The organism is Thalassoglobus sp. JC818, assembly GCF_040717535.1.
Classification (GTDB): Bacteria; Planctomycetota; Planctomycetia; order Planctomycetales; family Planctomycetaceae; genus Thalassoglobus.
The window spans coordinates 439,958-459,900 of the sequence record NZ_JBFEFI010000002.1 but is presented as its reverse complement, the minus strand read 5'-3'; the positions used below and the strand labels follow the sequence as shown (position 1 = coordinate 459,900).

The window sequence follows — 19,943 nt, the reverse complement described above, 5'->3', positions numbered from 1 at the left end:
CAGCCTGTCCGACCGATTCGTTTGTGCGAATCGATGCCTGCCTGACACAAAAGTGCTCCAACTGCCTGACCATTCATGACCGAAGACGCTGCCCTTGTCGTTGTCCACTGGACCGCCCGACTGATGGTCGTCTGCTACCTGCTTCGCGTCATGATTGATTTGCGGTCCGGGTCACTTGCGCCCGATCACAACAGCCAGTCACGCGCCCGAGTTTTGTGGACAATCGGGTGCGTGCTCTTCCTGACTCACCTCAGCTTCGCTTTCGCGTTCATTCATCACTTCGATCATGCTCATGCTTATCAGCACACAGCAGAGCGGACCGCGAAAGTCATTGGAGTTGAGTGGGGCGGCGGCATTTACGTGAACCACGCGTTCGCGATCTTCTGGATCTACGATGTCCTCCGCTGGTGGACTCGCGGGGTCGAATCAGCCCGCATTCCTCGATCCTATTTCTGGACCGTGCACGGAGTCTTTGCGTTCATGATCCTGAACGCCACCGTCGTCTTCGGACCACATTATTGGATCTGGATCAGCCTGCCCGTCGCAGCTCTTCTGACAGCTGCTTACGTATTCAGAAAACGATAGTGCCCATCGCATCGCACGCTGGCGCACACTTTGAATTGCAGCACGTCAGGCAAGTTAGCCTTTCTGATCAGCAGACCAGAAGCGGCTAAGCTTATGGCAATTCCCGGATGCGGAAGTTGCGAAACTCAATCGGAGCCCCCTCCGATTCGAGGCACAAGTAGCCTTCGCTGGGAATGCAGTTGTTACCGCCGGAGACTTCTTCTCCGTTCACCCACAAACGGACTTCTCCATTGATTGCCCGAACGTAGTAGTGATTCCACTCATCCACGCCTTTGCTCAGATTCTTGCTGGGGAAGCTGCGAGCCCCATTTGGGCTGAGAGGTGGAAACGGATTCATCTTCGACGTGCCGACTGGGAACACGTCTCCATTGGAAGAAAACCAGTCCGGTTCTTTTCCGGTCCGTTCTTGATACTTGACCGCGTATCCGTGGTCGAGAATTTGAACTTCGATCCCGCCCGGCGGAAGCTTGTTCTTCGGCAAGTCAGTGACAGCTGCTTCCGGGACCCAGACAAAGGTTCCTGAGTTTCCGCCAAATTCTCGATGGCACCATTCGAGGACGTACTCGAAGTTCTTGTACTGCTTCTTCGTTCGCAGAACTCCAATTGGAGTGCCCGTGCAGAAAATCTTGCCGTCTCGAAAACTCCATGTCTCCGGATCGCAATTCACGGGAGCGAAATCATCTTCGCCCAGTTCCACCCATCCGTCGCCGGTTCCGTCGATGAAAGCCTTGGGATGCTGAACGTCACTCTCCTGAGCCAATGCGCTCGTCGCGACAAAAATGATCCCAAAAATCATGGCTAATCGCATCGCGGTTCCCGTCGTTGAACTTGAAAGACTGATCGTGAATACCCGGGGATTGCAAACTTCGACTATCGACTGATGGGAACACCAATCATGGTCCCGTTGTAGACCATTTTGTCGTCGACAAACCCCTGGAATTCAAACTCGGCGAGCCGCTTCGGGCGAACTTTGAGAATCCTCGCGCAGATGATCAAACGACAATCGGGATAAACGGGACGCCGAAATCGCACGTCGTTCATTCCACCGAAACCAAGATAGTCCCCCGCTCCGAGAAGATCGTATTTTCGGGCATAAAACCCAGCGAGCTGGGCAGCTGCCTCGCACAGCATAACGCCGGGCATCAACGGGAAACCGGGCATGTGCCCTTTGATCCAGAATTCGTCGTTTGAGACTTCTTTGAAACCGACCAGGCCGTGCTGTTCGCGATCGATGTGAACAATTCCGGTCAACTGCTCCATCTCATGACGTTGAGGATTGACCTTACGGACTTCATTGAGGTCCAGAAGTGGCTTGTCGTAGTTAAATTGCGTGTAATCGAATAATGGCTGTGCCGGCATCTCTGTCTAATCCGTGATGAAACTGTGTTCGACTGTTGAATCCTTGAAGTGTCCCAAAAACTAGTGAATCGTCGCTTTTCTGTTCAAAACATTCATCGATTCAAACAACGTTTTTCGGCAACTACTGACTTACCTCCCGACGATCTGTCGGATTTGACGTACCTCCGTGAGGAGCCGATCCGGTTTCATATCGGGATGACGCACCTCCTCGGCGGTCACTTGACACGTCTGATCGGCCACCAGCAACGCGGTGCGAAAACCAGACTTCTTCGCAATCGCCAGATCGTCCTTCAAACGATGGCTGACATGCAAGACCTGTTCCGGAAGGATTCCATGCTTCTTGAAGACTTCTTTGGGGCGTTTGTAGAGAGTCAGTGAGGGTTTCCGCAACTTTTCCTGATAGGACAGAAAGAAAAATTCCGGAGAGAACATCTCCGCGACCGACGAAAACCGCCCCTGCAGCGACAGCTCATGCTTGAGTTGCGCCAGCGAAAACGCTTGTGCATCGGCCAGCAGACCCTGAAAAACGCCCTCTTTCGTCAACTCGGCCAGAATGGGCTGCGCGTCTGGAGCTGCTTGAACTCCTTGCAAACTTGCATGAAAAAAATACGCAATCTTCAGCGCGAACTCTTCCTGGTCGCCATATTTTCCAGCATCCCAGGTGTAATCTTTCTGCTTGAGCCGATCGAGGATCTTGGACCAGATCTTCACCGAGTCCGTTTCCGTAAAATCTCCCTTGTGTTTGGAAGAGACCATCTCGAGGTCTTCCCGGAATCGATCATAGAGAATCAGCATCCCTTCCCACGGCTGCCCCTGCCGCCGGGTCATGCTGTTCCACATATTGAATTCTTTGATGACCTTCTCCAGAGCAATCTGCATCCGGATTTCCTGCGGATGATGATGCAGCAGCTTGCCGTGGTCGATCTCCAGCAGCGTGCCGTAGAGTGACCAAGTGACGAGTTTCACCTCGGGAAGTGGTTTCAAATACGGAGTTGCCTTCATCGGCTTGGCATCAGCCGGCTTCGGCCAGATCAAATCCGAACGACCGTGCAACTCATCGATATAAGCACTGAGCGAAATTCCCATTGGTGTCGATCGTCTTCCACATGTGTCAGCTGAAGATGTCGTGAAGTCCGGTGCTGAGAACAGTTATTCGATTGCGAGAACTGCGAAGTGATCCGCAGCGACACTCTGCCTGAAGGGAACTTGCCGGACCTCGGTGAACAGGCCCGAATTGCTCGCAGGATTCAACTGTTCTTTTTCAGTTTGCAGCTGCTAAACTACCGAAATTGTCGAGTCTTGTCACCTATTTCAGGCTTGAGCGACCATCTGACTGCGGTCCGAGGAAGCCAACCCTGTGCGATTGAAAAGAGTCGACACACTTCAGCTCCGGACGGGAGGAATCGCGTGAGTCAAAAGTCCTCAGGACAACCGTCGAACCCAGTCAGCCGTCGAAATTTTCTCGCCGTCGGAGGTGTCAGTCTCGCCACAGCTTCGTTACGAGACTCCTTCGCCGGAAAGCGATCGCAGCCACATGCTGTCATCCAGATCGTTCAGAACGGCGGAGCCAGCCATCTCGACACGCTCGACCCCAAACCTGATGCTCCGCGAGAAATTCGCGGCCCCAGTCGAGCCATTGCCACAGAAATCCCCGGAGTTCACTTTGCAGAGTCGTTCCCGGAGCTGGCCCGTCGAGCGAAAGACCTGGTCGTGCTGCGATCGTTGTATCACGACCTAGCCCCGATTCATGAGACGGGTCTCCAACTGCTTCTAACGGGAGATCACACTCGTCAGGGACAATACCCTCTCGAACTTGGAATCGCACTCAGTCAAGTATTGCGTCCCAATGGAACGGTCCCTCTGGCCGTTCGCGTTTCTCAGTCAGATCTCGCTTCGAAGACAACATCAACATCGGATAGCAACACAGATCAAACCGAAGAGACCTCTCCCAATGATGCTCCTACCAAGTTGCGATTGCCAACTCTGAAGGACATCCGACAGCGAGGGTTTGTTCTCGAGGAAAGTTCATCTCAAGACTCTGCCCGAACAAAACGTGCTTACGGAGAGACGCACTTCGGGGAGTTGTTATGGACGGCTGCCCGGCTTGTCGAAGCAGGCGTGAGATTCGTCGAAGTTCACACGTTCGAAGACCTGAAGGGGCAACTCACCTGGGATGCTCATGGATGCCGAAAGACATCGCCAGCAACAGTCTTCACCTATCGTGATGAACTCGGCCCCCGATTTGATCGAGCGGTTGGCGGTCTGATCGATGACCTTAAAAACACCGGTTTGTGGAATCAGACACTCGTTGTCAGTGCGGGCGAGATGGGGCGGACACCGCAGATCAACGAGACATCTGGCAGAGACCATTGGCCTCATGTCTTTTCCGGATTCCTCGCTGGAGGTGGATTGAAGGGAGGACAAGTGATCGGAGCGAGTGACTCAACTGGAGAATCCATCAGCAACGATCCCATCCCTCTCGATCATCTTCCGGGTTTGATCTGCAATTACTTCGGAGTCGATGAAAATGAATCGATCGAACTCCCCGGATATCGCGTCTGGTCTCCACCACGCATGGAAAGTTCTCTGACAGCTTCGTGCTGAAGCTTCTTCATAAACCCTCCGATCTCGTCGTGAGGAAATCTGCGCCCCGTTCTCCCCAAACCGCCACTGTGAAAAGCTCCAAATAAAAAAGGGGCAGGAATCCAAGTGGACCCCTGCCCCTCAACGGAGGGTGATCGCGTTAATTCACCTTATTCAACGACAGGCAGCAAGTTTGGATTGCTGGCTGATCGCTCAAGCTCATTCGACCCAGACGCTGCTGGTGGAGTCGGAGCAATTTCGTTGGCATCGTTCACTTCCACGCTATCGATGACAGTCCCATTTTGAGGACAGTACTCGCCTGCGTATCCGTACTGATTTCCGTGGGCGTAGCCACGTGGATTTCCGTACTGATGCCACTCAGCTGGTTGCATCGCAGGAGGAATCATCCCTGGACGTGGAGTCCAGAACGGAACTCGCTGGTAGTAGTACCCCAACTGAGTCGTGTCTGTCGGCATGTAAACCGCAGGACGGTGTCCGTGGTAGCCGCTTGCGACTCCACCATTCCAGCAAGCTGGGTAGTTGTGCTGGTATGACACTGGCATCGCCGAGTAAGGCTGCTTCGTTGGTGGACGGAAGCCATGGCTTGGCGAGTGAGTGCAGGCGTTGCTGCATGGATCGAGCCAGCAAAGGATGTTTCGCACAGTCTGGCTGCAACGTCCTTGGCAAGGTCCGCATCCATAACCACAAAGTCCGCCTCCGCAGAGGCCACCAAATGGGCACAGTCCACAGACGCCATATCCACAAGCGTTTCCGCACATTCCGTTCGGGCACGCGCCGTTGCCACACATCCCGCCGCATTTTCCATTGCAGCCAGCTCCGTTGCCGCACTGGCCATAACAACCAGCGCTGTTGCAACCAGCTCCATTGCCGAGCATCCCTGCTCCGCAAGCGCCGGTGCCGGACAGATCGCAACCTGCACCGGGGCAACAGGCGTTGCCGTTCATGTCACACCCAAGGACATCGCAGCTGCTCTGCATGATCTGTCCGTGAGCCATATCCGTAATCCGGACAACTCCGGTATCGTCAAAGTCCTGTGCGGAGACTCCTCCAAAGGACATCGACAGCACTCCTGCGACGGCGAGGAGGCAGTGTCGCCATATTTGTTTTTGAGTCATCGTCATGATCCTGTTCGAAGATTCAGAGTTCAGTGATCGCTCTTATTCAGCGAACTGAAACTCCTGGAGAGAGAGGTTGTGCAACCCGTGTCAGACGGCTCGATGGAACTCCCCAACCGTAGTTGTAGGTGTTTTCCACGACAGGCGCGAGTGGAACGGAAACCGGTCCACCGTATCCAGGAGCGGCGTAGACATTTCCATCTCGTGGGTCGAAATGGTACGGGTTGACGGGATAGACCATCTTGTAGCAACCGATCGGAGCAACTCCCGATCCGTCACCACCGCTTGGGCAGAAGTAGCCGAACTTGCATCGCAAGAACGCGCACTTCTCTCTCAAATCTTCACGACAAGACTCTTTCAACACAGCACAGGCCTGGTGGTGTCGCATGCAGCACAACTGCATATTCCACGACAACCAGCTGCAAGGACTTTCCGGGCTGCATGTCGGGCAGTTGTAGGCTCCCATGGGAACACCGTGCTGGCACCGACGAGCGTGTCCGACGAGTTCGATTTCCTGCGCGGAATCGTACTCGGCAGACTGACCTCGAAGCACCTGCTCAGATTGTGCTGCGTCGGTAATCCGAACAACACCTGGCGTGTTTGTCTGTGAAATGCGAACCACACCCTCAGCGTCATCGGCAGAAACGGGCAAGGTCGCAAGGACGAGGCTGGCGGCGAATAACCGCAGACTCCAATTGCGAACGTGAGTCAACATGATTCGTTTTCCTGGGTCAAGGGTTAGTCCAATTCACCAGCTGGAGGCATTCCCAATGGAGCCCTGTTGCCGGAATTTGGCACTTTTCATTAAGTGAGAACGACTCGGAACTGCGGATCGCGTGCAGTGGAAAGCTCAGCACGGTGCGGGCCGTGCGAGCAGTCCGGCTGCTGCGGTTACCAGCGTGGTCCGCAGTTGATCAAGCTCAGATCGTTACGTGGGACTTTGAATCCAGAGAACAGCGGGAAGTGTGATCGATACTTCACAGTCACTTCTGTTCCCTGAAGTTTGACTTCTTCGTGCTGTCGCATTCCGAATGGAGTCCAGATCCATCCCCCTTTGACCTTGTAGTAGTAAGGTGGATAGACCGCACGATAGGTGTGTGGATAGAGCATCTCGTGAGGCGCCAGTGCCTGGTTCGTCACGATTGTTCCGCCATTCCAGTACGGTGTGTGCTGGACAGGACTTGGATACAACGGTGCATTCAGCTGTGGATAGGTCTGTCCCGGTGCCGGGCCGCCTGACTGAACATCTTGTGCCAGCGCGCTGTTAAACGCAGCTGCTGCGAGCAGAATCGCAGTCGTCTTGAACGTCATTGAGAACATTTCACCCTCCATGTGTTCTCACCGAAACGAACTGAGCACTCCGTGTGCTGAGATTTCGGTTTGTTGAAAAATTCCGGCCGCTCTGACTGGCCAACCGCGAGGATTGAATAGAGAGTGGCTCAATCTCAACTTCGGCAAGCAACGATCGTGTCAATGAGTCATTTCGTGTACGTTCCACCGAAACGTCCGTGTTTTCCGAATATGAGGCTCTCAAACGACTTAAAGACGACGCACAACCCTCACGAACCACTCAACTCGCAGTCTCTGCGCAACCGTTAAAGTCACCCCAGTTGCCGCAAAGGGTTCTCCAATGGACGCTCAAAACCGCCTCAAGCTCGGCATCCTCGGATGCGGTCGCATTGTTACTCGGCGAATTCTGCCGGCCCTCTCAGAGTGTCGACAACACTGGTCGGTGGTCGTCGCAAGTCAACGCCCCGGAGTGGCTGACGAAGTTGCTTCAAAAGTCGAAGGTGTCACTTCAAGTGACTCCTACGAAGCGATTCTCGCTGACGACTCCATCGATGCGGTCTACATCCCGGCAACAGGAGATGAGCACCGGCAGCTCACAGTTGCTGCCGCACAAGCTGGGAAGCATGTCCTGTGCGAGAAACCACTCGCTCCCAGCATCGAAGAGGCGAAAGAAATGGCACAGGCCTGTAGAGATCACAAAGTGATCTTGCAGGAAGCATTCATGTGGCGACTTCATCCGCGAGCGCTGCGAATACGCAAACTCATTGAAAGCAAAGAGATCGGCAATCTGAGACTGATTACCGTCAACTTCTCCTTCAACATCGATCGGAGTGACTGGAGACTAAATCCCGACCGTGGCGGAGGAGCGATGTGGGATCTGGGTTGTTACGGAGTCAACGCCAGCCGCTTCTTCACCGGCTCCGAGCCAACCGACATCAATGCAGCTGCTCACTGGTGGCCGACTGGTGTCGACATGACCATGCGAATCGGATTGACTTTTCCTGGAGAAGTCCAGGCGCAGATCGATTGCAGCTTCGAAGCCCCGTTCCGGTGCCGCCTCGAACTCGTCGGAGACGACGGACGAATTCTCGTCGAGCCCGCTTTTCAGCCCGGTGAACAACCAACGTTTGAGTTGTGGAGATCAGCAGAGCGAGACAGCCCGGTTGAAGTCGTTTCCTGCCCAAATGACGACCAATACGCCTGCCAGCTCAAACACTTTCACCGCTCGATCGAGAACGGAGAACTTCTCGCCCCGGCCGAAGATGGACTGAAGAACATGCGCGTTATGGACTCGATTCTAAAAGTCGCACGTGAGTCCCGGTAAATAGACCGCTCAGCGAGAATGGTTCATTGCCACAAAGAAACAGCCCGCGTGCAGATGCCTGCACACGGGCTGATCGATTTCGTCGAGCAGTTCTACAGAACCGCCTAAGCAGCACGTCGCTGCTGTTGAGCTTCTTCAACTGTTTGTGGCTGTCGAGTGCGGCTCAACTGGTATTTGTCTTCGCCGCGGAGGACGGAGACTCCCCAGTTCTTCAACGAGTATTTTCCACCGTTGTAGACTGAGCGGTACTTTTCTTTATCTGTGTAAACCGGGACATTGGACGGGATCACCCGCATGTTGAACGCCAGGCGATGGCGATCGGTGGTGTTCGGACCGGAACCGTGAATACAGCGTTCGGTGAAGATGATGAACTGTCCCGACTTCACTGGAAGCTTCACGATGCGATCTGAAGGGTAATCGTGTTCCAACGTGAAATTGGCTTCGTAAAAGCCGTCCTGTCCGCCGAATTTGATCGTTCGGACTTTCTCATGTGAGCCCTTCAAGAACTCAATGCATCCGTTTTCATAAGTGGAGTCATCGACGGCCACCCAAACGGTCAATTGAAACATTTCATTGAGGTTTGGTGGGAAAATGGCTGGGTCGAGATAGTCTTCAACCATGAACGTGCTGGCCTGATGCCACTGAATTGCAGGCGCTTTCGGTCCCTTGTAGAAGAACTGCGATCGCCACACGAGCAAGTCTTCACCGAGAATCTGAGCCACTCGCTCTGTAATCGCTGGTGACTTCATGTAGCTCCAGACGCGAGGCATATGGAAATGCGGATCGCGTGGAGTCACGAAGTTGTATGTTGGAGAGACGGCTTTTTCTTCTCGAAGCATTTCTTCACGGAAATCTGCCATTTCTTCGCGGGTAAACGCGTCGAATGGACCAATGAATCCGTTCTCGTAGAAGGATTTCAGTTGATCTTCGCTCAGCTGAAATTCGGGAGCGACTTTCGCCTTCGGGGTCACCTTCTCCGGCACTTTGAACTCGCATGGTTCATCAATGTAAGCGCGAGTCAAACCGGACTTCAGCAACATTGAGAATTGCGAATAGTGCCAGTTGTTAATAATGGAACGAAGCGCACGTGGGAGAAAGAACGTTGGGAGTCCGGCCGCTTTGTATCCCATGACACCAGCTAAGCTTGGGATTGCCAGTGCTCGTTGCCAAAGAGGTCGAATTTTGGGCTTCAGATTCATCCTTGAATTCCTGCCGAAGAGGCTGCGGCAAAATGTGCCGCCTTCAATCACCGTCGAACATGAATTCCCCGAAAATTGGGAAATTGAGCAGGTGACTCCGTGATACTATCGGAAAAACCGGAATTCTTCCGAGACCAGTTTCCCGAATTTCTTCCGGCTGGAATCAAAATCTGGGGAAATCCGTTCGCCGCCTGAACGTCTCAACACTTTGGACTTCAACGGCAATTGAAACGCCACAACGGATGAGCGCCGCTTCAGAAAACTTTTGTTACGCTCAATAACGGAATCGCTCAAGAAACCTTTTGGAGGAGCACTACGGTGCAGAGCAATTATTCGTTGGCGACGTACGCATCCATTTTATGCTTGGCAATTCTCTGTTGCATCGGCGAGGTCCAGGCACAAACACCTGTGCCAGAGAAGTCTGCTTCTGCGAGTAAACTTGCCATTGTCTGGACGAGTTCCGATCCGGAAGTCGCTCATAGAATGGTCTTGATGTATGCACAAGCTGCTAAGAAAGCGAAATGGTTTGACGAAGTTCGACTGATCGTCTGGGGCCCAAGCTCCAGACTGCTCGCAGCTGACAAAGACCTGCAAAGCAAAATACAAGAACTGCAGAAAGATGGGGTGATCCTTCAAGCGTGTGTCGTTTGCGCCGACTCATACGGAGTCGCAGACCGACTGCGGGAATTGGGCCTCGAAGTCAAAGGGATGGGAAAACCACTGACCGACTTCATCAAAGATCCCGAGACGCACGTGCTCACGTTTTAATCGCTGACATTCATTACGAAACGAAAACGTCTCCGACATCATCATTGTTGTATTCCACAAGATGGATGTCGGAGACTGCTCGCAATGAATCGTCGTGCTTCCAGAATCTACTACTTCAGTTGCAGAACCGCTGTGACTGGGAAGTGATCTGAGGGAGTTACTCCGTCTCGATTGGTGCGATCGATTTCCGCTGACAGAACCGAGAACTGTTTCGAGCATCCGATCCAGTCAATTCTTCTTGTTCCACGATCCTTAAGTGTGAAACCTCCGGAAGTGCCGGCGTTCTCATCTGAGTCCGAGTGGAAACTCCGATACGTATCGGTCAACGGAATCGGAGTCTCTCCTTCGAAGAGGTTGTTGTAGACATCGCTGCCTTCAGGAGCATTGAAGTCGCCGGTAATGATCGCTGGATCTTTGCCAGCGAGTTGCGAGACCATTCTGCGCAACAGCGATGCGGATTCGCGACGGGCTTCGCTTCCTCGATGATCGAAGTGAGTGTTGAAGAACCAGATGGTTCGTCCGTCTTGTGCTCGATCACTCAATTTCACCCACGTTGCCATGCGGGGCAAACTGGTGTCCCACGCTTTCGAACCCGGTTCGTTCGGTGTCTCGCTGTACCAGAAGTGACCGCTGTCGAGAATTTCAAATCGTGATTTGCGAATGTAGACAGCCATCATTTCACCTGCCTCCTGACCATCATCACGCCCAACTCCGATGACATGATATTCGGAAAGGTGTTCGTGCAGGTAGTCTTTCTGGAACTTAAGCGTCTCTTGCGTTCCAAGCAGATCTGGAGCGAAAGCCTCGATCGTCTCGACGACGAACTCTTTTCGGTTGTCCCAAACGTGATCCCCGTCATTGGCGGTCCCGTACCGAATGTTGAAACTCATCACTCTCACAGCAGTCGAATCTTCGGCCTGAAGTGAGAAGGTGGTCAGGATGAGAAAACACATTGCGCCAATGGTTATTCGGGTCATATTTTGGTCGAGCTCATGGAGTTGAGTGAGAAGTCGGAACACTCTCCGGGAACATCATTCTTACGAATGAAGCTTGTCTGATGATATTAACAGTTTCAGAAGAACATGCAAAAACCCATCAATGGACGTTTGAGTCTCTGATCTTGACATGGGTATCATCGAGTCGTCGCGCGGGTTTGTCTTTAATCGCAGTAAGGATGGTACTCATGGTTCGTACACTTCTCTCACTGGCTGTGCTGCTGCATTTCGTTGCAGCCACTTCCTCAGCGGCTGATCTCTACGGCCTGTCGGAAGGAACTCCTGACATTCAGTCCGCCGGACCAATGACCTTTGGGCCGAGCGGAATCCTTTTCATCGGTGATCCCAAAGGGGCAGCTGTCTTCGCCATTCAAACTGGTGACAGCCATGGTGATCCAACCGGAGTCGAACACGACCTCGATGGAGTGAAAGACGCGATCGCATCTGCAGTTGGTGCTTCCGCCGATGCAGTCACAGTGAATGACCTGGCGGTCAATCCTGAAACCGGAAATGCGTTTCTTCTGGCGACCGTCGAAGGCAAAGGACCCGTCCTGATCAGTGTCAGCAACAGCAAAGTGAAAGTTGTCTCTCTCGACAAAGTTCACTTCGCTAAAAAAGAACTGACAGACGCTCCTGAAGATGCAGTTGTGGGCGACGGCCGACGACAACGAAACCTGCGGGACGACAGCATCACAGACATTGCTTTTGTCGATGGAGAAATCATTGTCTCCGGGCTTCGAAAAAGTGACTCGCCTTCTGGCGTCCGCACAATGGTTTTCCCATTCAACAAAGCGGACAAAGGCGCCAGCCTCGAAATCTATCACGCAGCACACGGACGATCAGAGGACACTTCAGCCATCCGAACTTTCGTGCCATTCGTGATTGATGGAGAACCAAACCTGCTGGCTGGTTTCGTTTGCACACCGCTCGTCAAATTCCCAATCTCAGCAGTCGACTCTTCTGATCGCATTCAAGGAACAACCGTCGCTGAGCTCGGAAATCGAAACCGTCCTCTCGACATGATCGTCTACACCAAAGATGGCGAACAGTACCTGCTGCTCACTAACAGCGCTCGCGGAGTGATGAAGATCAGCACCAATGACATTGAACGATCAGAAGGTCTGACCGAACGAGTCGAAGGTGGCGGAACTGCCGGACAAACTTACGAAACTGTTTCCAGCTGGCAGAACGTTGTCGAACTCGACAAACTCAATTCAACACACGCTGTCGTTCTCATCGATGATGGCGGACAACTCAACTTGAAAACTGTCGAGCTTCCTTAATCAGGATTGACATCAATTCTCAACAGTATTTCGTTCGCAGAATCTTCCAACAGCCTGCCTGGATTTCCCGGCAGGCTGTTGGCATTTTCACTTGTGACACAAAAAGTTTGGAATAGTCAGAGTCGAAAAAGCGTTCGGGCGATACAATCACTCTCTTCGGCATTTGGGATGGCGCATTCCCGAGAGGGAAGCATGCGAGATTCTGGATGCTTTCAATTTCTCTTCCAGACAGTCTGGCACTCAACAATGAGATTCCAGTAGGCTGAGAGGAAGCGCTCGATTTTCGGGCGATTTGTATTTTCGGATCATTGAGTCGCGGGAAACTGATCTTCAGACAAGTTCATTTCTCAGCGGAACACCAAGCTAGGCAGGGAGGGGTTTGTGTCGCTGGCACAACTTCTTGAGAATAAGTTTCGCGGAGACATCCGCTTTCGTGGACAGGCTTACGTTCAGGCGGAGCGCGTTTCGATCGTCCGAGTCACTCCCGACGATTTACACGGCGCTGTTCGAGATGGTGTGGAATACCAGACACATCTCAGCCGACAAGGTGATGAACTTCGCATGTTCTGCTCCTGTGTCGGTGACGCTCAGTCCAAAGAACCGGCATGCAAACATCTTTGGGCGACCATTCTCGCCGTCGACGAGGGTGACTACCTGACCGGCGTTCCCCGTGCCGGATCAATCCCGCCATTCGCTGCTGAAGTTCTGTATCAGCCGAGCCATCTGCTCGACGAGTGGGACGAAGATATCGACGTCAACGAAATCTTCCGGCCTACGAAATCGACGACGCAAACCACCACACAGACAGCGACGAAACCTGCTCCGCGCCAAGTTCGCGAGTGGGAGTCGAAGCTGCAGACGTTGCGTTCGGAAATGCCGACTCAGTCGCGCGGCCCGGCCTCTGCGGATTCCAAAGAGAGAGAGATCTTCTTCGAGATCGATGTCGAAGAAAGCCTGAAATCAAAACAGCTCATCATTCAAACTTCGCAGCGACAACGACGCAGCAACGGTCAGTGGGGAAAACTGAAACCACTGAAGTTGCGCCCCGGTCGTCTGGAAGACATCGAACACGCAGACGATCGGAAGATCCTCGCGTTTCTCGCTGGGGGAACGCCAGAACGTACCGGATGGATGGCACAACAGGCGGAATTTCAGACTTCCGTCTTCCGCTACCGCGTTCCGTTCGAACTGTGCGAACTGATTCTTCCATTGATGGCGAAATCAAATCGCCTGCGGTATCTCGACGAGTCGGAAAAAGAACGGCCGCCGCTCAACTGGGAAAGCGTAAATCCCTGGAAGCTTTGCCTGGTTCTCAACCAGAGCGAAGAAGACGACACCTGGAGGCTGGAAGGGGAAGTCCGTCGAGACGACGAACGACTCAAACTCGACGATTGCGAACTCCTGCTGCCGGGAGGTCTGGTCGCCACTCAAGAGATGATCTATCGCCTCGAAGACTTCGGGGCATTCGACTGGGTGCCGATGTTGACCGCCGATCAGAAGATGGTCGCGCAAGACGGTGAACAACAGGATCTGGTCGACTGGATTCTCGATATGCCGACGCTTCCGCAACTCGACTTGCCTGAAGAGTTGCAACTCGAAGAGGTCCGGCCGACTCCAAATCCGCGTCTGATCTTCAAATCTCCAAAACAGCGGAGTTGGAAGCACGAACGCATCCACGGAACGATCGAGTTCGATTACTTGGGAACAAAGGTCTCTGCATCTAACCTGCAATGGGCCATCGTTCAGCGCGACGAAGGTCGCTGCCTGCTTCGCGATCAACAACGCGAATCGAGTTGCTGGTCGAAGTTGAACGAACTCGGATTCCGCCGACTCGTTGAACATCGACAAAGTGCACATGACGTCGATATCCCCGTGAGCGAACTCGGACGCGCTGTGCGCGAACTTGTCGCCGACGGTTGGGAAGTTCAAGCGGACGGGAAAGAAGTCCGACAGCCGGGAGCGGTGAAGTTCAACGTTCGCTCAGGCATCGATTGGTTCGAACTGACAGCAGACGTCGACTTCGAAGGAAAAAAAGCGAACTTCCCAGAGCTTCTGGCAGCCCTGACTCGCGGCGACCAAACGATTCGCCTCGACGACGGTTCGCTCGGAATTCTGCCGGAGGAATGGCTTCAGCAATACGGCATTCTGGCGGGACTCGGCACAACTGACGAGGAAGGTCTGCGTTTCTCGACAACACAAATCGGACTCGTCGACGCACTGCTTTCAGCTCAGGAATTTGTCGACTTCGATGAGCGCTATCTGGAACTTCGATCCAAACTCTCGACATTTGAAGGCGTTCGCGAACGCCGTGAACCGGAGGACTTCCGCGGAGAACTTCGAACGTACCAGCGAGAAGGATTGGGATGGCTTTCCTTCCTTCAGGAGTACGGATTCGGGGGATGTCTTGCGGACGACATGGGTCTCGGAAAGACGGTTCAGATGCTGGCCCTCATGCAGGATCGCATTACCAAACGCGAAGAGAAAATTCCGTCGATCGTCGTCGTTCCAAAGTCACTGATGTTCAACTGGGTTCAGGAGCTGCAAAAATTCGCTCCCGATCTGACCTTCGTTGAATACACCGGTCCCCTGCGGTCGGCACACCTGCCGGACATTCCAAAGACCGACGTTGTCTTGACGACCTATGGAACATTGCGTCGCGACATCATGGAGCTGAAGGACATTCAGTTCGATTACGCGGTTCTCGATGAAGCTCAAACAATCAAGAACGCATCTTCGCAGGCAGCGAAAGCCTCGCGACTGATTCGTGCCCAGAACCGCGTCGCATTGAGTGGTACGCCGATCGAAAACCACCTCGGCGATTTGTGGTCGATCTTCGAGTTCCTCAATCCGGGGATGCTCGGACGAAGTGCCATCTTCAAAACTCACGCAGTCGATTCAGCGAATCCGAAATCGCGCCAGTTGATTTCGCAAGGTGTTCGCCCGTTTGTTCTGCGACGAACCAAAGGCGAAGTGGCGAAGGAACTGCCCAACAAGTTCGAAGAAACGATTTACTGCCGAATGGGGCAACGCCAACGCGAACTGTACTCCGAACTCCGCGACCACTACCGAGACTCATTGCTTGGCCTGGTCAAGAAACAGGGTATGGGCAAATCTCGCATGCATGTCCTTGAGGCATTATTGCGACTGCGTCAGGCTGCCTGTCACCCTGCCCTGCTGGATCGCGGAGCTGAAGAAGACGCTTACGCGAAACTCGACGCGCTTTGCCCTCAACTCGAAGAACTGATCGAGGAAGGTCACAAGTCGCTCGTCTTCTCACAGTTCACGAGCATGTTGTCGATCGTGAAAAAGCACCTCGACAAACGCGGCGTCAAGTACGCGTATCTCGACGGACAGACCCGCAAGCGAAAGGATGTTGTCGATCAGTTTCAGAACGATCCAGACACTTCGGTGTTCCTGATTTCGCTCAAAGCTGGGGGACTCGGTTTGAACCTGACAGCTGCGGAATACGTGTTCCTTCTCGACCCATGGTGGAACCCTGCAGTTGAAGCTCAGGCGATCGACCGTGCACACCGTGTTGGACAGAAGAATCAAGTTTTCGCGTATCGACTGATCTGTCGAGACACCGTCGAAGAGAAGATTCTCGACCTGCAACAGAAGAAACGCGAACTCGCGGATGCCATCCTCGAAGCGGACAATGCTCCGTTGAAAGACCTGACAACCGAAGACCTCGAACTGTTGCTCTCCTAATCGACGAATCGGCCAAGCAGCCGTTGCGAGTCCTGGAGATCATTGCTTCGCGCGGACATAATCGATCCTCGGCTCTGACAAAACGACGGTTGGCCGACGCCGACTTCGTGGTTTTGAACGTGTTGAGAAACACAAAAAGGAATCGTTGTGGCGACAACGATTCCTATTCTCATGACCTCTTCATCTGAATGACGGAACTCGAATCACTTCTGAGTTCCAGCAGTCGCAGCTGCCAGCTTCTCTTTGTAGTAAGCATTGTCAGGCTGCGATTTGACAAGTTGCTGAAAATACTTCTGAGCTTGTTCGTAGTCCCCTTCTTCGAGGTAAGTCTCCGCCAGCCCGACCGTACCGGCATTCACTCCGTCGATGCCTTCGACCATCTCCTTCCAGAGCTCAATTGCTTTCTCGTTGTTCCCTTCAGCTTTGTAGCATCTCGCGAGTCCATTCATCGCGCCGAAAGCATCTTCAGTTGAGTCGACACACTTCTGAAAGTACGGCTTGGCTTCCTCAAAATCTCCGAGATTGAGCAGTGCGAAACCTAATCCGTTCAGTGCACTCAGATCATCCGGTGACTCTTTCAGAACTTCCTTGAACTGGTCTCTCGCTGCGCTCGCATCTCCCGAATTCAAAAGACGCCACGCTCCAGCGACGCTCGCGTTCGTTGCACTAGGTGGTTCGATCAGTTGTCGCAAAGCATCATCCAGTTCCTTCTTCTCCGAAGCTGTCAGCATCTTTTGCACGAGTTCGTTCTTGGGATCTGTATTGGCAATTTTTCGAGACCACTTCTCGGCCTCCTTGAAGTTGCCTGCGAGGAGTTCCAATCTTGCAAGCCCATACCAGGCTGCGGGAGCCTGAGGGGCCGCCTTCAACAGAAACTCTCTCGCTTCATCGTACTTGCGTTGTGCCAACAGAGCTTGCCCCATTCCGTTCAATGCTCCCGGGAGCTTCGGTTCCAGCTTGAGACATCGTTCGAAGGCTTCCACTGCCGAAGCATTCTTCCCCTGATTGACACGCGCCCAGCCGAGCCCATTCCAGGCATTCACAGAAGTCGCATCGTGCTTGATCGCGTCGCCGAACTTTTGCTCAGCCTCTGCGAACTGTTGTTTGTTCCACAACTGCCAACCTTCCTCCGTGAGATTGGAAGCGCCTCGTGCCTCGCCCTGATTTGGCACAAAGACCATCGCCATCAACCCGACGACGCCTAGCACACCGAGAGTCGTGAGAATGAGCGAACGGCGACTGCGACGCTGATCTTCTTCTTTGAGTGAATGCAAGAGGAGGTCGTCACACTCCAGACTTTGATTCAATTGACGATCTTCATTGACGATTGGATTTTTCATTGGACCGCTCAGCTTGAGAAACAGGTTCGTGCCCAGACGACGGCGACTGGATCAGACAGAACTCAAATACTTTTGATCAACTTGCCGGCGTTCAAAGCTTCTCGATTCTCCTGTCGAGTTGCTGTTGAATTCTCATCGGTGTCCACCATGGCATCGAGAAGATCCCCACGCGTCGGAGACGTTTTTCCAATTTCGTCTCTGAGCGTTTCGATGATCTTGTTCAGCCGAGAACGGACAGTCGGGTAGGAAACCCCGGTCAGTTGAGCAATCTCTTTGAGGTTGCCTCCGGCGAGGACAAACATTTCGATGAAACGTTGATGCTCGGTCGGAAGACTGGAGAGCCGGGATTCTGGAAACTCAGCCCGAATAGAAACATCACAACACGAACATGACATTTCAGTCACATTCAATTTTTGTGAACAGTAAGGGCATTCATTCGTAATAAAATTCAATTTTCCACTCCCAAAACTCCACAATGTCAACAATGACACGAACCGAATGCAGAGTCAACTGGAACTCAAACATTTTCTCAAAACAATGCAACAAATTCTTTCACATATTGAAACCTCAGGCCACATCCAATTACATAAAATGTAGTTTCACAGATGGTGCAATTCCAGCAATTTCCCGCTCAATGATCACCGTCGCCGCTAGAAACCGTGAAAAAGCGAACACATGAAGCGTGAGAGCTGGACCAAGTTTGATTCTTTAAGAGCTCCCGATACACCCCATCTCCTCAACCGTCTACACTTCTGTGCGTTGTGAATTATCGCGGTGCTTTCCAATCGCGAGCAGACTGCAGGTCATCAACAACGCCCGAAATCAAAATTCCCCAATTCCGAATCGGAGACTTTCATTCAGTACTTGGTCGTCAATGTGTATGGGCTTCTCGTTCTTGCAATCCTCGTTGCGAGCGGAGCGAGTTGGGCGAACTTGTTTCGTCGCTTCAAACAGCAGAGACCGCTTCTCCCAGCGAGATTTCGATCGCTCGATGCAAGCGTTCCACCGTTTGCCATTGCGGTCGTCTTCGCATATTTGTCATTGAACCTCGCGATCATTTTCAGCTCACCCGAAGCGAGAGAGTTCGATGCAGAAGTCACTCTCAAGCAGGTGCAAGCATCGATCGTGGAAGGGTTGATAGCCACGTTCCTCGTCGGCGGAATTCTGGTGTCACTCTCTCCGCGAAAGACAAATCTCATCCGTCTCGGTTTCCGCCTCGATCACCTTACCAATCAATTGACTGTTGGCCTGCGGGGGTTCATCGTCGCCATTCTGCCTGTGTTCACGCTGCTGATGCTGACGCTTCCACTTCGAAGCACTGAAACTCTACATCCCTTCCTGCGACTTCTCGATGAGCGAGGATTCGGATCGGAGTTTCTGATCGTGGCCTTCGCTGCAGTTGTGATTGCACCGATCAAGGAGGAACTGATCTTCCGAGTTTCTCTGCAATCCTGGCTCGTCAACCGCTTTGGAGCAAAGGTGGGGATCGCTGTGACCGCGTTGGTATTCGCGATGGTGCACGGTCTCCCGGACGCACTTCCGCTTCTTCCGCTGGCGATCATTCTCGGAATTGTTTACCACTATCGCCGCAGCTACGTGGCTGTCGTGATTACTCACGCCCTTTTTAATGCTTTGAATCTGTCAGCTGTCTGGATTCAAAAGTACGCAGAGAATCTTCTCGGGATCGTTGACTGACATGAGCCTGCTGCCTGCCTCCTTTTTGTTCCGCTATTCAATCCCGGTGAAGCGTGTTGACCGACTTCCGCGTGCGAAAGCTCCGATTCTGAAACTCCCCAAGAGCTGCGACATTCCATTTCCATCTGAGATGGACAACGTGCCGCAATTCGCGACGCTTGCATTGGCCTGGAATTCAGAAGGCCTCGCGCTAGCTGTGACGGTTTCGGGAAAAACAGACTGGCCGAATTGCTCGCCCGATGCTCCGCACTCCTCCGATCGAATTCAGATCTGGTTTGACACTCGCGACACTCAGAACATTCACCGAGCCTCTCGCTATTGCCATCGATTTGTCCTTCTTCCGATTGGAGAAGGAGATGATGGAATGGAGCCCGTCCTGAAACAGGTTCCGGTTCCTCGAGCGAGCGAAGATGCTCCGGAAATCGACAACGATTCGGTTCTTATCGAGAGTGAAGCTGACCAGTCCGGCTATCGCGTCGCAGTCTGGTTTCCGACGGAGTCGCTGCAGGGATTTGACCCAGAGACTTATTCACGACTTGGATTCTATCTCACAGTTCACGATGAAGAACTCGGACAGCAAGTCTTCACGCTCGGCGACGACTTCCCTTACGAGAGCGACCCCAGCATGTGGGTCAGCCTTGAACTCGATTCCGGCACAGACTGAACGAAAAATCCCGT

General features: G+C 53.0%; 18 protein-coding genes. 8 read left to right on the top strand and 10 right to left on the bottom strand.

The annotated features are described in order from the left end of the window. Positions 1-75 precede the first annotated feature (75 nt). Positions 76-585 (top strand): hypothetical protein, encoded by a 510-nt coding sequence (locus AB1L42_RS06245; RefSeq protein WP_367052512.1) that lies wholly within the window; start codon positions 76-78, stop codon positions 583-585. 91 nt (positions 586-676) lie between these two features. Here the strand turns inward: AB1L42_RS06245 and AB1L42_RS06240 are convergent, their stop codons facing one another. The 3 genes from AB1L42_RS06240 to AB1L42_RS06230 form a co-directional block, all read right to left on the bottom strand. Next, positions 677-1,393, bottom strand: coding sequence for a DUF1080 domain-containing protein (locus tag AB1L42_RS06240; RefSeq protein ID WP_367052510.1), 717 nt, complete (start codon positions 1,391-1,393; stop codon positions 677-679). A 62-nt stretch (positions 1,394-1,455) separates the two neighbouring features. Then, positions 1,456-1,944, bottom strand: a complete 489-nt coding sequence (locus tag AB1L42_RS06235; protein WP_367052508.1) for a 3-hydroxyacyl-ACP dehydratase FabZ family protein — start codon at positions 1,942-1,944, stop codon at positions 1,456-1,458. Between the two features lie 129 nt (positions 1,945-2,073). Beyond that, positions 2,074-3,030, bottom strand: a complete 957-nt coding sequence (locus AB1L42_RS06230; protein WP_367052506.1) for an HAD family hydrolase — start codon at positions 3,028-3,030, stop codon at positions 2,074-2,076. Positions 3,031-3,351: 321 nt separating this feature from the next. Between AB1L42_RS06230 and AB1L42_RS06225 the strand changes: the two genes are divergently transcribed. Beyond that, positions 3,352-4,548 carry a DUF1501 domain-containing protein gene (locus AB1L42_RS06225; protein WP_367052504.1) on the top strand — a complete coding sequence of 399 codons (1,197 nt, stop codon included), beginning with the start codon at positions 3,352-3,354 and terminating at the stop codon, positions 4,546-4,548. A gap of 149 nt (positions 4,549-4,697) precedes the next feature. Here AB1L42_RS06225 and AB1L42_RS06220 read toward each other — a convergent pair whose 3' ends face one another. From AB1L42_RS06220 to AB1L42_RS06210, 3 genes are all read right to left on the bottom strand, one after another. Then, positions 4,698-5,663 carry a hypothetical protein gene (locus tag AB1L42_RS06220; protein ID WP_367052502.1) on the bottom strand — a complete coding sequence of 322 codons (966 nt, stop codon included), beginning with the start codon at positions 5,661-5,663 and terminating at the stop codon, positions 4,698-4,700. Between the two features lie 46 nt (positions 5,664-5,709). Continuing rightward, a complete protein-coding gene (locus AB1L42_RS06215) occupies positions 5,710-6,378 on the bottom strand; it encodes a hypothetical protein (protein WP_367052500.1) in 669 nt (222 codons plus the stop codon). 176 nt (positions 6,379-6,554) lie between these two features. Next, positions 6,555-6,983 (bottom strand): hypothetical protein, encoded by a 429-nt coding sequence (locus AB1L42_RS06210; protein WP_367052498.1) that lies wholly within the window; start codon positions 6,981-6,983, stop codon positions 6,555-6,557. A gap of 310 nt (positions 6,984-7,293) precedes the next feature. Between AB1L42_RS06210 and AB1L42_RS06205 the strand changes: the two genes are divergently transcribed. Further along, a complete protein-coding gene (locus AB1L42_RS06205; protein WP_367052496.1) occupies positions 7,294-8,277 on the top strand; it encodes a Gfo/Idh/MocA family oxidoreductase in 984 nt (327 codons plus the stop codon). A 104-nt stretch (positions 8,278-8,381) separates the two neighbouring features. Here AB1L42_RS06205 and AB1L42_RS06200 read toward each other — a convergent pair whose 3' ends face one another. Continuing rightward, positions 8,382-9,476: a phytanoyl-CoA dioxygenase family protein gene (locus tag AB1L42_RS06200; RefSeq protein ID WP_367052494.1), complete on the bottom strand. Its 1,095-nt coding sequence runs from the start codon at positions 9,474-9,476 to the stop codon at positions 8,382-8,384. 318 nt (positions 9,477-9,794) lie between these two features. On the opposite strand from AB1L42_RS06200, the gene AB1L42_RS06195 reads away from it, so the two are divergent. Further along, the gene (locus tag AB1L42_RS06195; protein WP_367052492.1) at positions 9,795-10,244 is read left to right on the top strand and encodes a DsrE family protein; all 450 of its coding nucleotides are present in this window, start codon (positions 9,795-9,797) and stop codon (positions 10,242-10,244) included. 110 nt (positions 10,245-10,354) lie between these two features. On the opposite strand, the gene AB1L42_RS06190 is transcribed toward AB1L42_RS06195, so the two are convergent. Continuing rightward, positions 10,355-11,134 (bottom strand): endonuclease/exonuclease/phosphatase family protein, encoded by a 780-nt coding sequence (locus AB1L42_RS06190; RefSeq protein WP_367052490.1) that lies wholly within the window; start codon positions 11,132-11,134, stop codon positions 10,355-10,357. A 293-nt stretch (positions 11,135-11,427) separates the two neighbouring features. Here AB1L42_RS06190 and AB1L42_RS06185 point away from each other — a divergent pair, with 293 nt between their 5' ends. Together AB1L42_RS06185 and AB1L42_RS06180 are read left to right on the top strand one after the other, a co-directional pair. Then, a complete protein-coding gene (locus AB1L42_RS06185; RefSeq protein WP_367052488.1) occupies positions 11,428-12,522 on the top strand; it encodes a hypothetical protein in 1,095 nt (364 codons plus the stop codon). A 381-nt stretch (positions 12,523-12,903) separates the two neighbouring features. Next, positions 12,904-16,230: an SNF2-related protein gene (locus AB1L42_RS06180; RefSeq protein ID WP_367052486.1), complete on the top strand. Its 3,327-nt coding sequence runs from the start codon at positions 12,904-12,906 to the stop codon at positions 16,228-16,230. 203 nt (positions 16,231-16,433) lie between these two features. Here AB1L42_RS06180 and AB1L42_RS06175 read toward each other — a convergent pair whose 3' ends face one another. Both AB1L42_RS06175 and AB1L42_RS06170 read right to left on the bottom strand, forming a co-directional pair. Further along, positions 16,434-17,570 carry a tetratricopeptide repeat protein gene (locus AB1L42_RS06175; protein ID WP_367052484.1) on the bottom strand — a complete coding sequence of 379 codons (1,137 nt, stop codon included), beginning with the start codon at positions 17,568-17,570 and terminating at the stop codon, positions 16,434-16,436. Between the two features lie 62 nt (positions 17,571-17,632). Then, complete coding sequence (locus tag AB1L42_RS06170) at positions 17,633-18,061, bottom strand: DUF2089 family protein (RefSeq protein ID WP_367052482.1); 429 nt, start codon at positions 18,059-18,061, stop codon at positions 17,633-17,635. Between the two features lie 283 nt (positions 18,062-18,344). On the opposite strand from AB1L42_RS06170, the gene AB1L42_RS06165 reads away from it, so the two are divergent. Both AB1L42_RS06165 and AB1L42_RS06160 read left to right on the top strand, forming a co-directional pair. Continuing rightward, positions 18,345-19,265 (top strand): type II CAAX endopeptidase family protein, encoded by a 921-nt coding sequence (locus AB1L42_RS06165; protein ID WP_367052480.1) that lies wholly within the window; start codon positions 18,345-18,347, stop codon positions 19,263-19,265. 1 nt (position 19,266) lies between these two features. Next, positions 19,267-19,929: a hypothetical protein gene (locus tag AB1L42_RS06160; RefSeq protein ID WP_367052477.1), complete on the top strand. Its 663-nt coding sequence runs from the start codon at positions 19,267-19,269 to the stop codon at positions 19,927-19,929. Positions 19,930-19,943: the final 14 nt, after the last annotated feature.

What these genes read in the sequence shown, in the direction of transcription:
- AB1L42_RS06245 (WP_367052512.1), top strand. Translation starts at nt 76, where the DNA reads ATGACCGAAGACGCTGCCCTTGTCGTTGTCCACTGGACCGCCCGACTG.
- AB1L42_RS06240 (WP_367052510.1), bottom strand. Translation starts at nt 1,393, where the DNA reads ATGCGATTAGCCATGATTTTTGGGATCATTTTTGTCGCGACGAGCGCA.
- AB1L42_RS06235 (WP_367052508.1), bottom strand. Translation starts at nt 1,944, where the DNA reads ATGCCGGCACAGCCATTATTCGATTACACGCAATTTAACTACGACAAG.
- AB1L42_RS06230 (WP_367052506.1), bottom strand. Translation starts at nt 3,030, where the DNA reads ATGGGAATTTCGCTCAGTGCTTATATCGATGAGTTGCACGGTCGTTCG.
- AB1L42_RS06220 (WP_367052502.1), bottom strand. Translation starts at nt 5,663, where the DNA reads ATGACTCAAAAACAAATATGGCGACACTGCCTCCTCGCCGTCGCAGGA.
- AB1L42_RS06215 (WP_367052500.1), bottom strand. Translation starts at nt 6,378, where the DNA reads ATGTTGACTCACGTTCGCAATTGGAGTCTGCGGTTATTCGCCGCCAGC.
- AB1L42_RS06210 (WP_367052498.1), bottom strand. Translation starts at nt 6,983, where the DNA reads ATGTTCTCAATGACGTTCAAGACGACTGCGATTCTGCTCGCAGCAGCT.
- AB1L42_RS06205 (WP_367052496.1), top strand. Translation starts at nt 7,294, where the DNA reads ATGGACGCTCAAAACCGCCTCAAGCTCGGCATCCTCGGATGCGGTCGC.
- AB1L42_RS06200 (WP_367052494.1), bottom strand. Translation starts at nt 9,476, where the DNA reads ATGAATCTGAAGCCCAAAATTCGACCTCTTTGGCAACGAGCACTGGCA.
- AB1L42_RS06190 (WP_367052490.1), bottom strand. Translation starts at nt 11,134, where the DNA reads ATGAGTTTCAACATTCGGTACGGGACCGCCAATGACGGGGATCACGTT.
- AB1L42_RS06185 (WP_367052488.1), top strand. Translation starts at nt 11,428, where the DNA reads ATGGTTCGTACACTTCTCTCACTGGCTGTGCTGCTGCATTTCGTTGCA.
- AB1L42_RS06175 (WP_367052484.1), bottom strand. Translation starts at nt 17,570, where the DNA reads ATGAAAAATCCAATCGTCAATGAAGATCGTCAATTGAATCAAAGTCTG.
- AB1L42_RS06160 (WP_367052477.1), top strand. Translation starts at nt 19,267, where the DNA reads ATGAGCCTGCTGCCTGCCTCCTTTTTGTTCCGCTATTCAATCCCGGTG.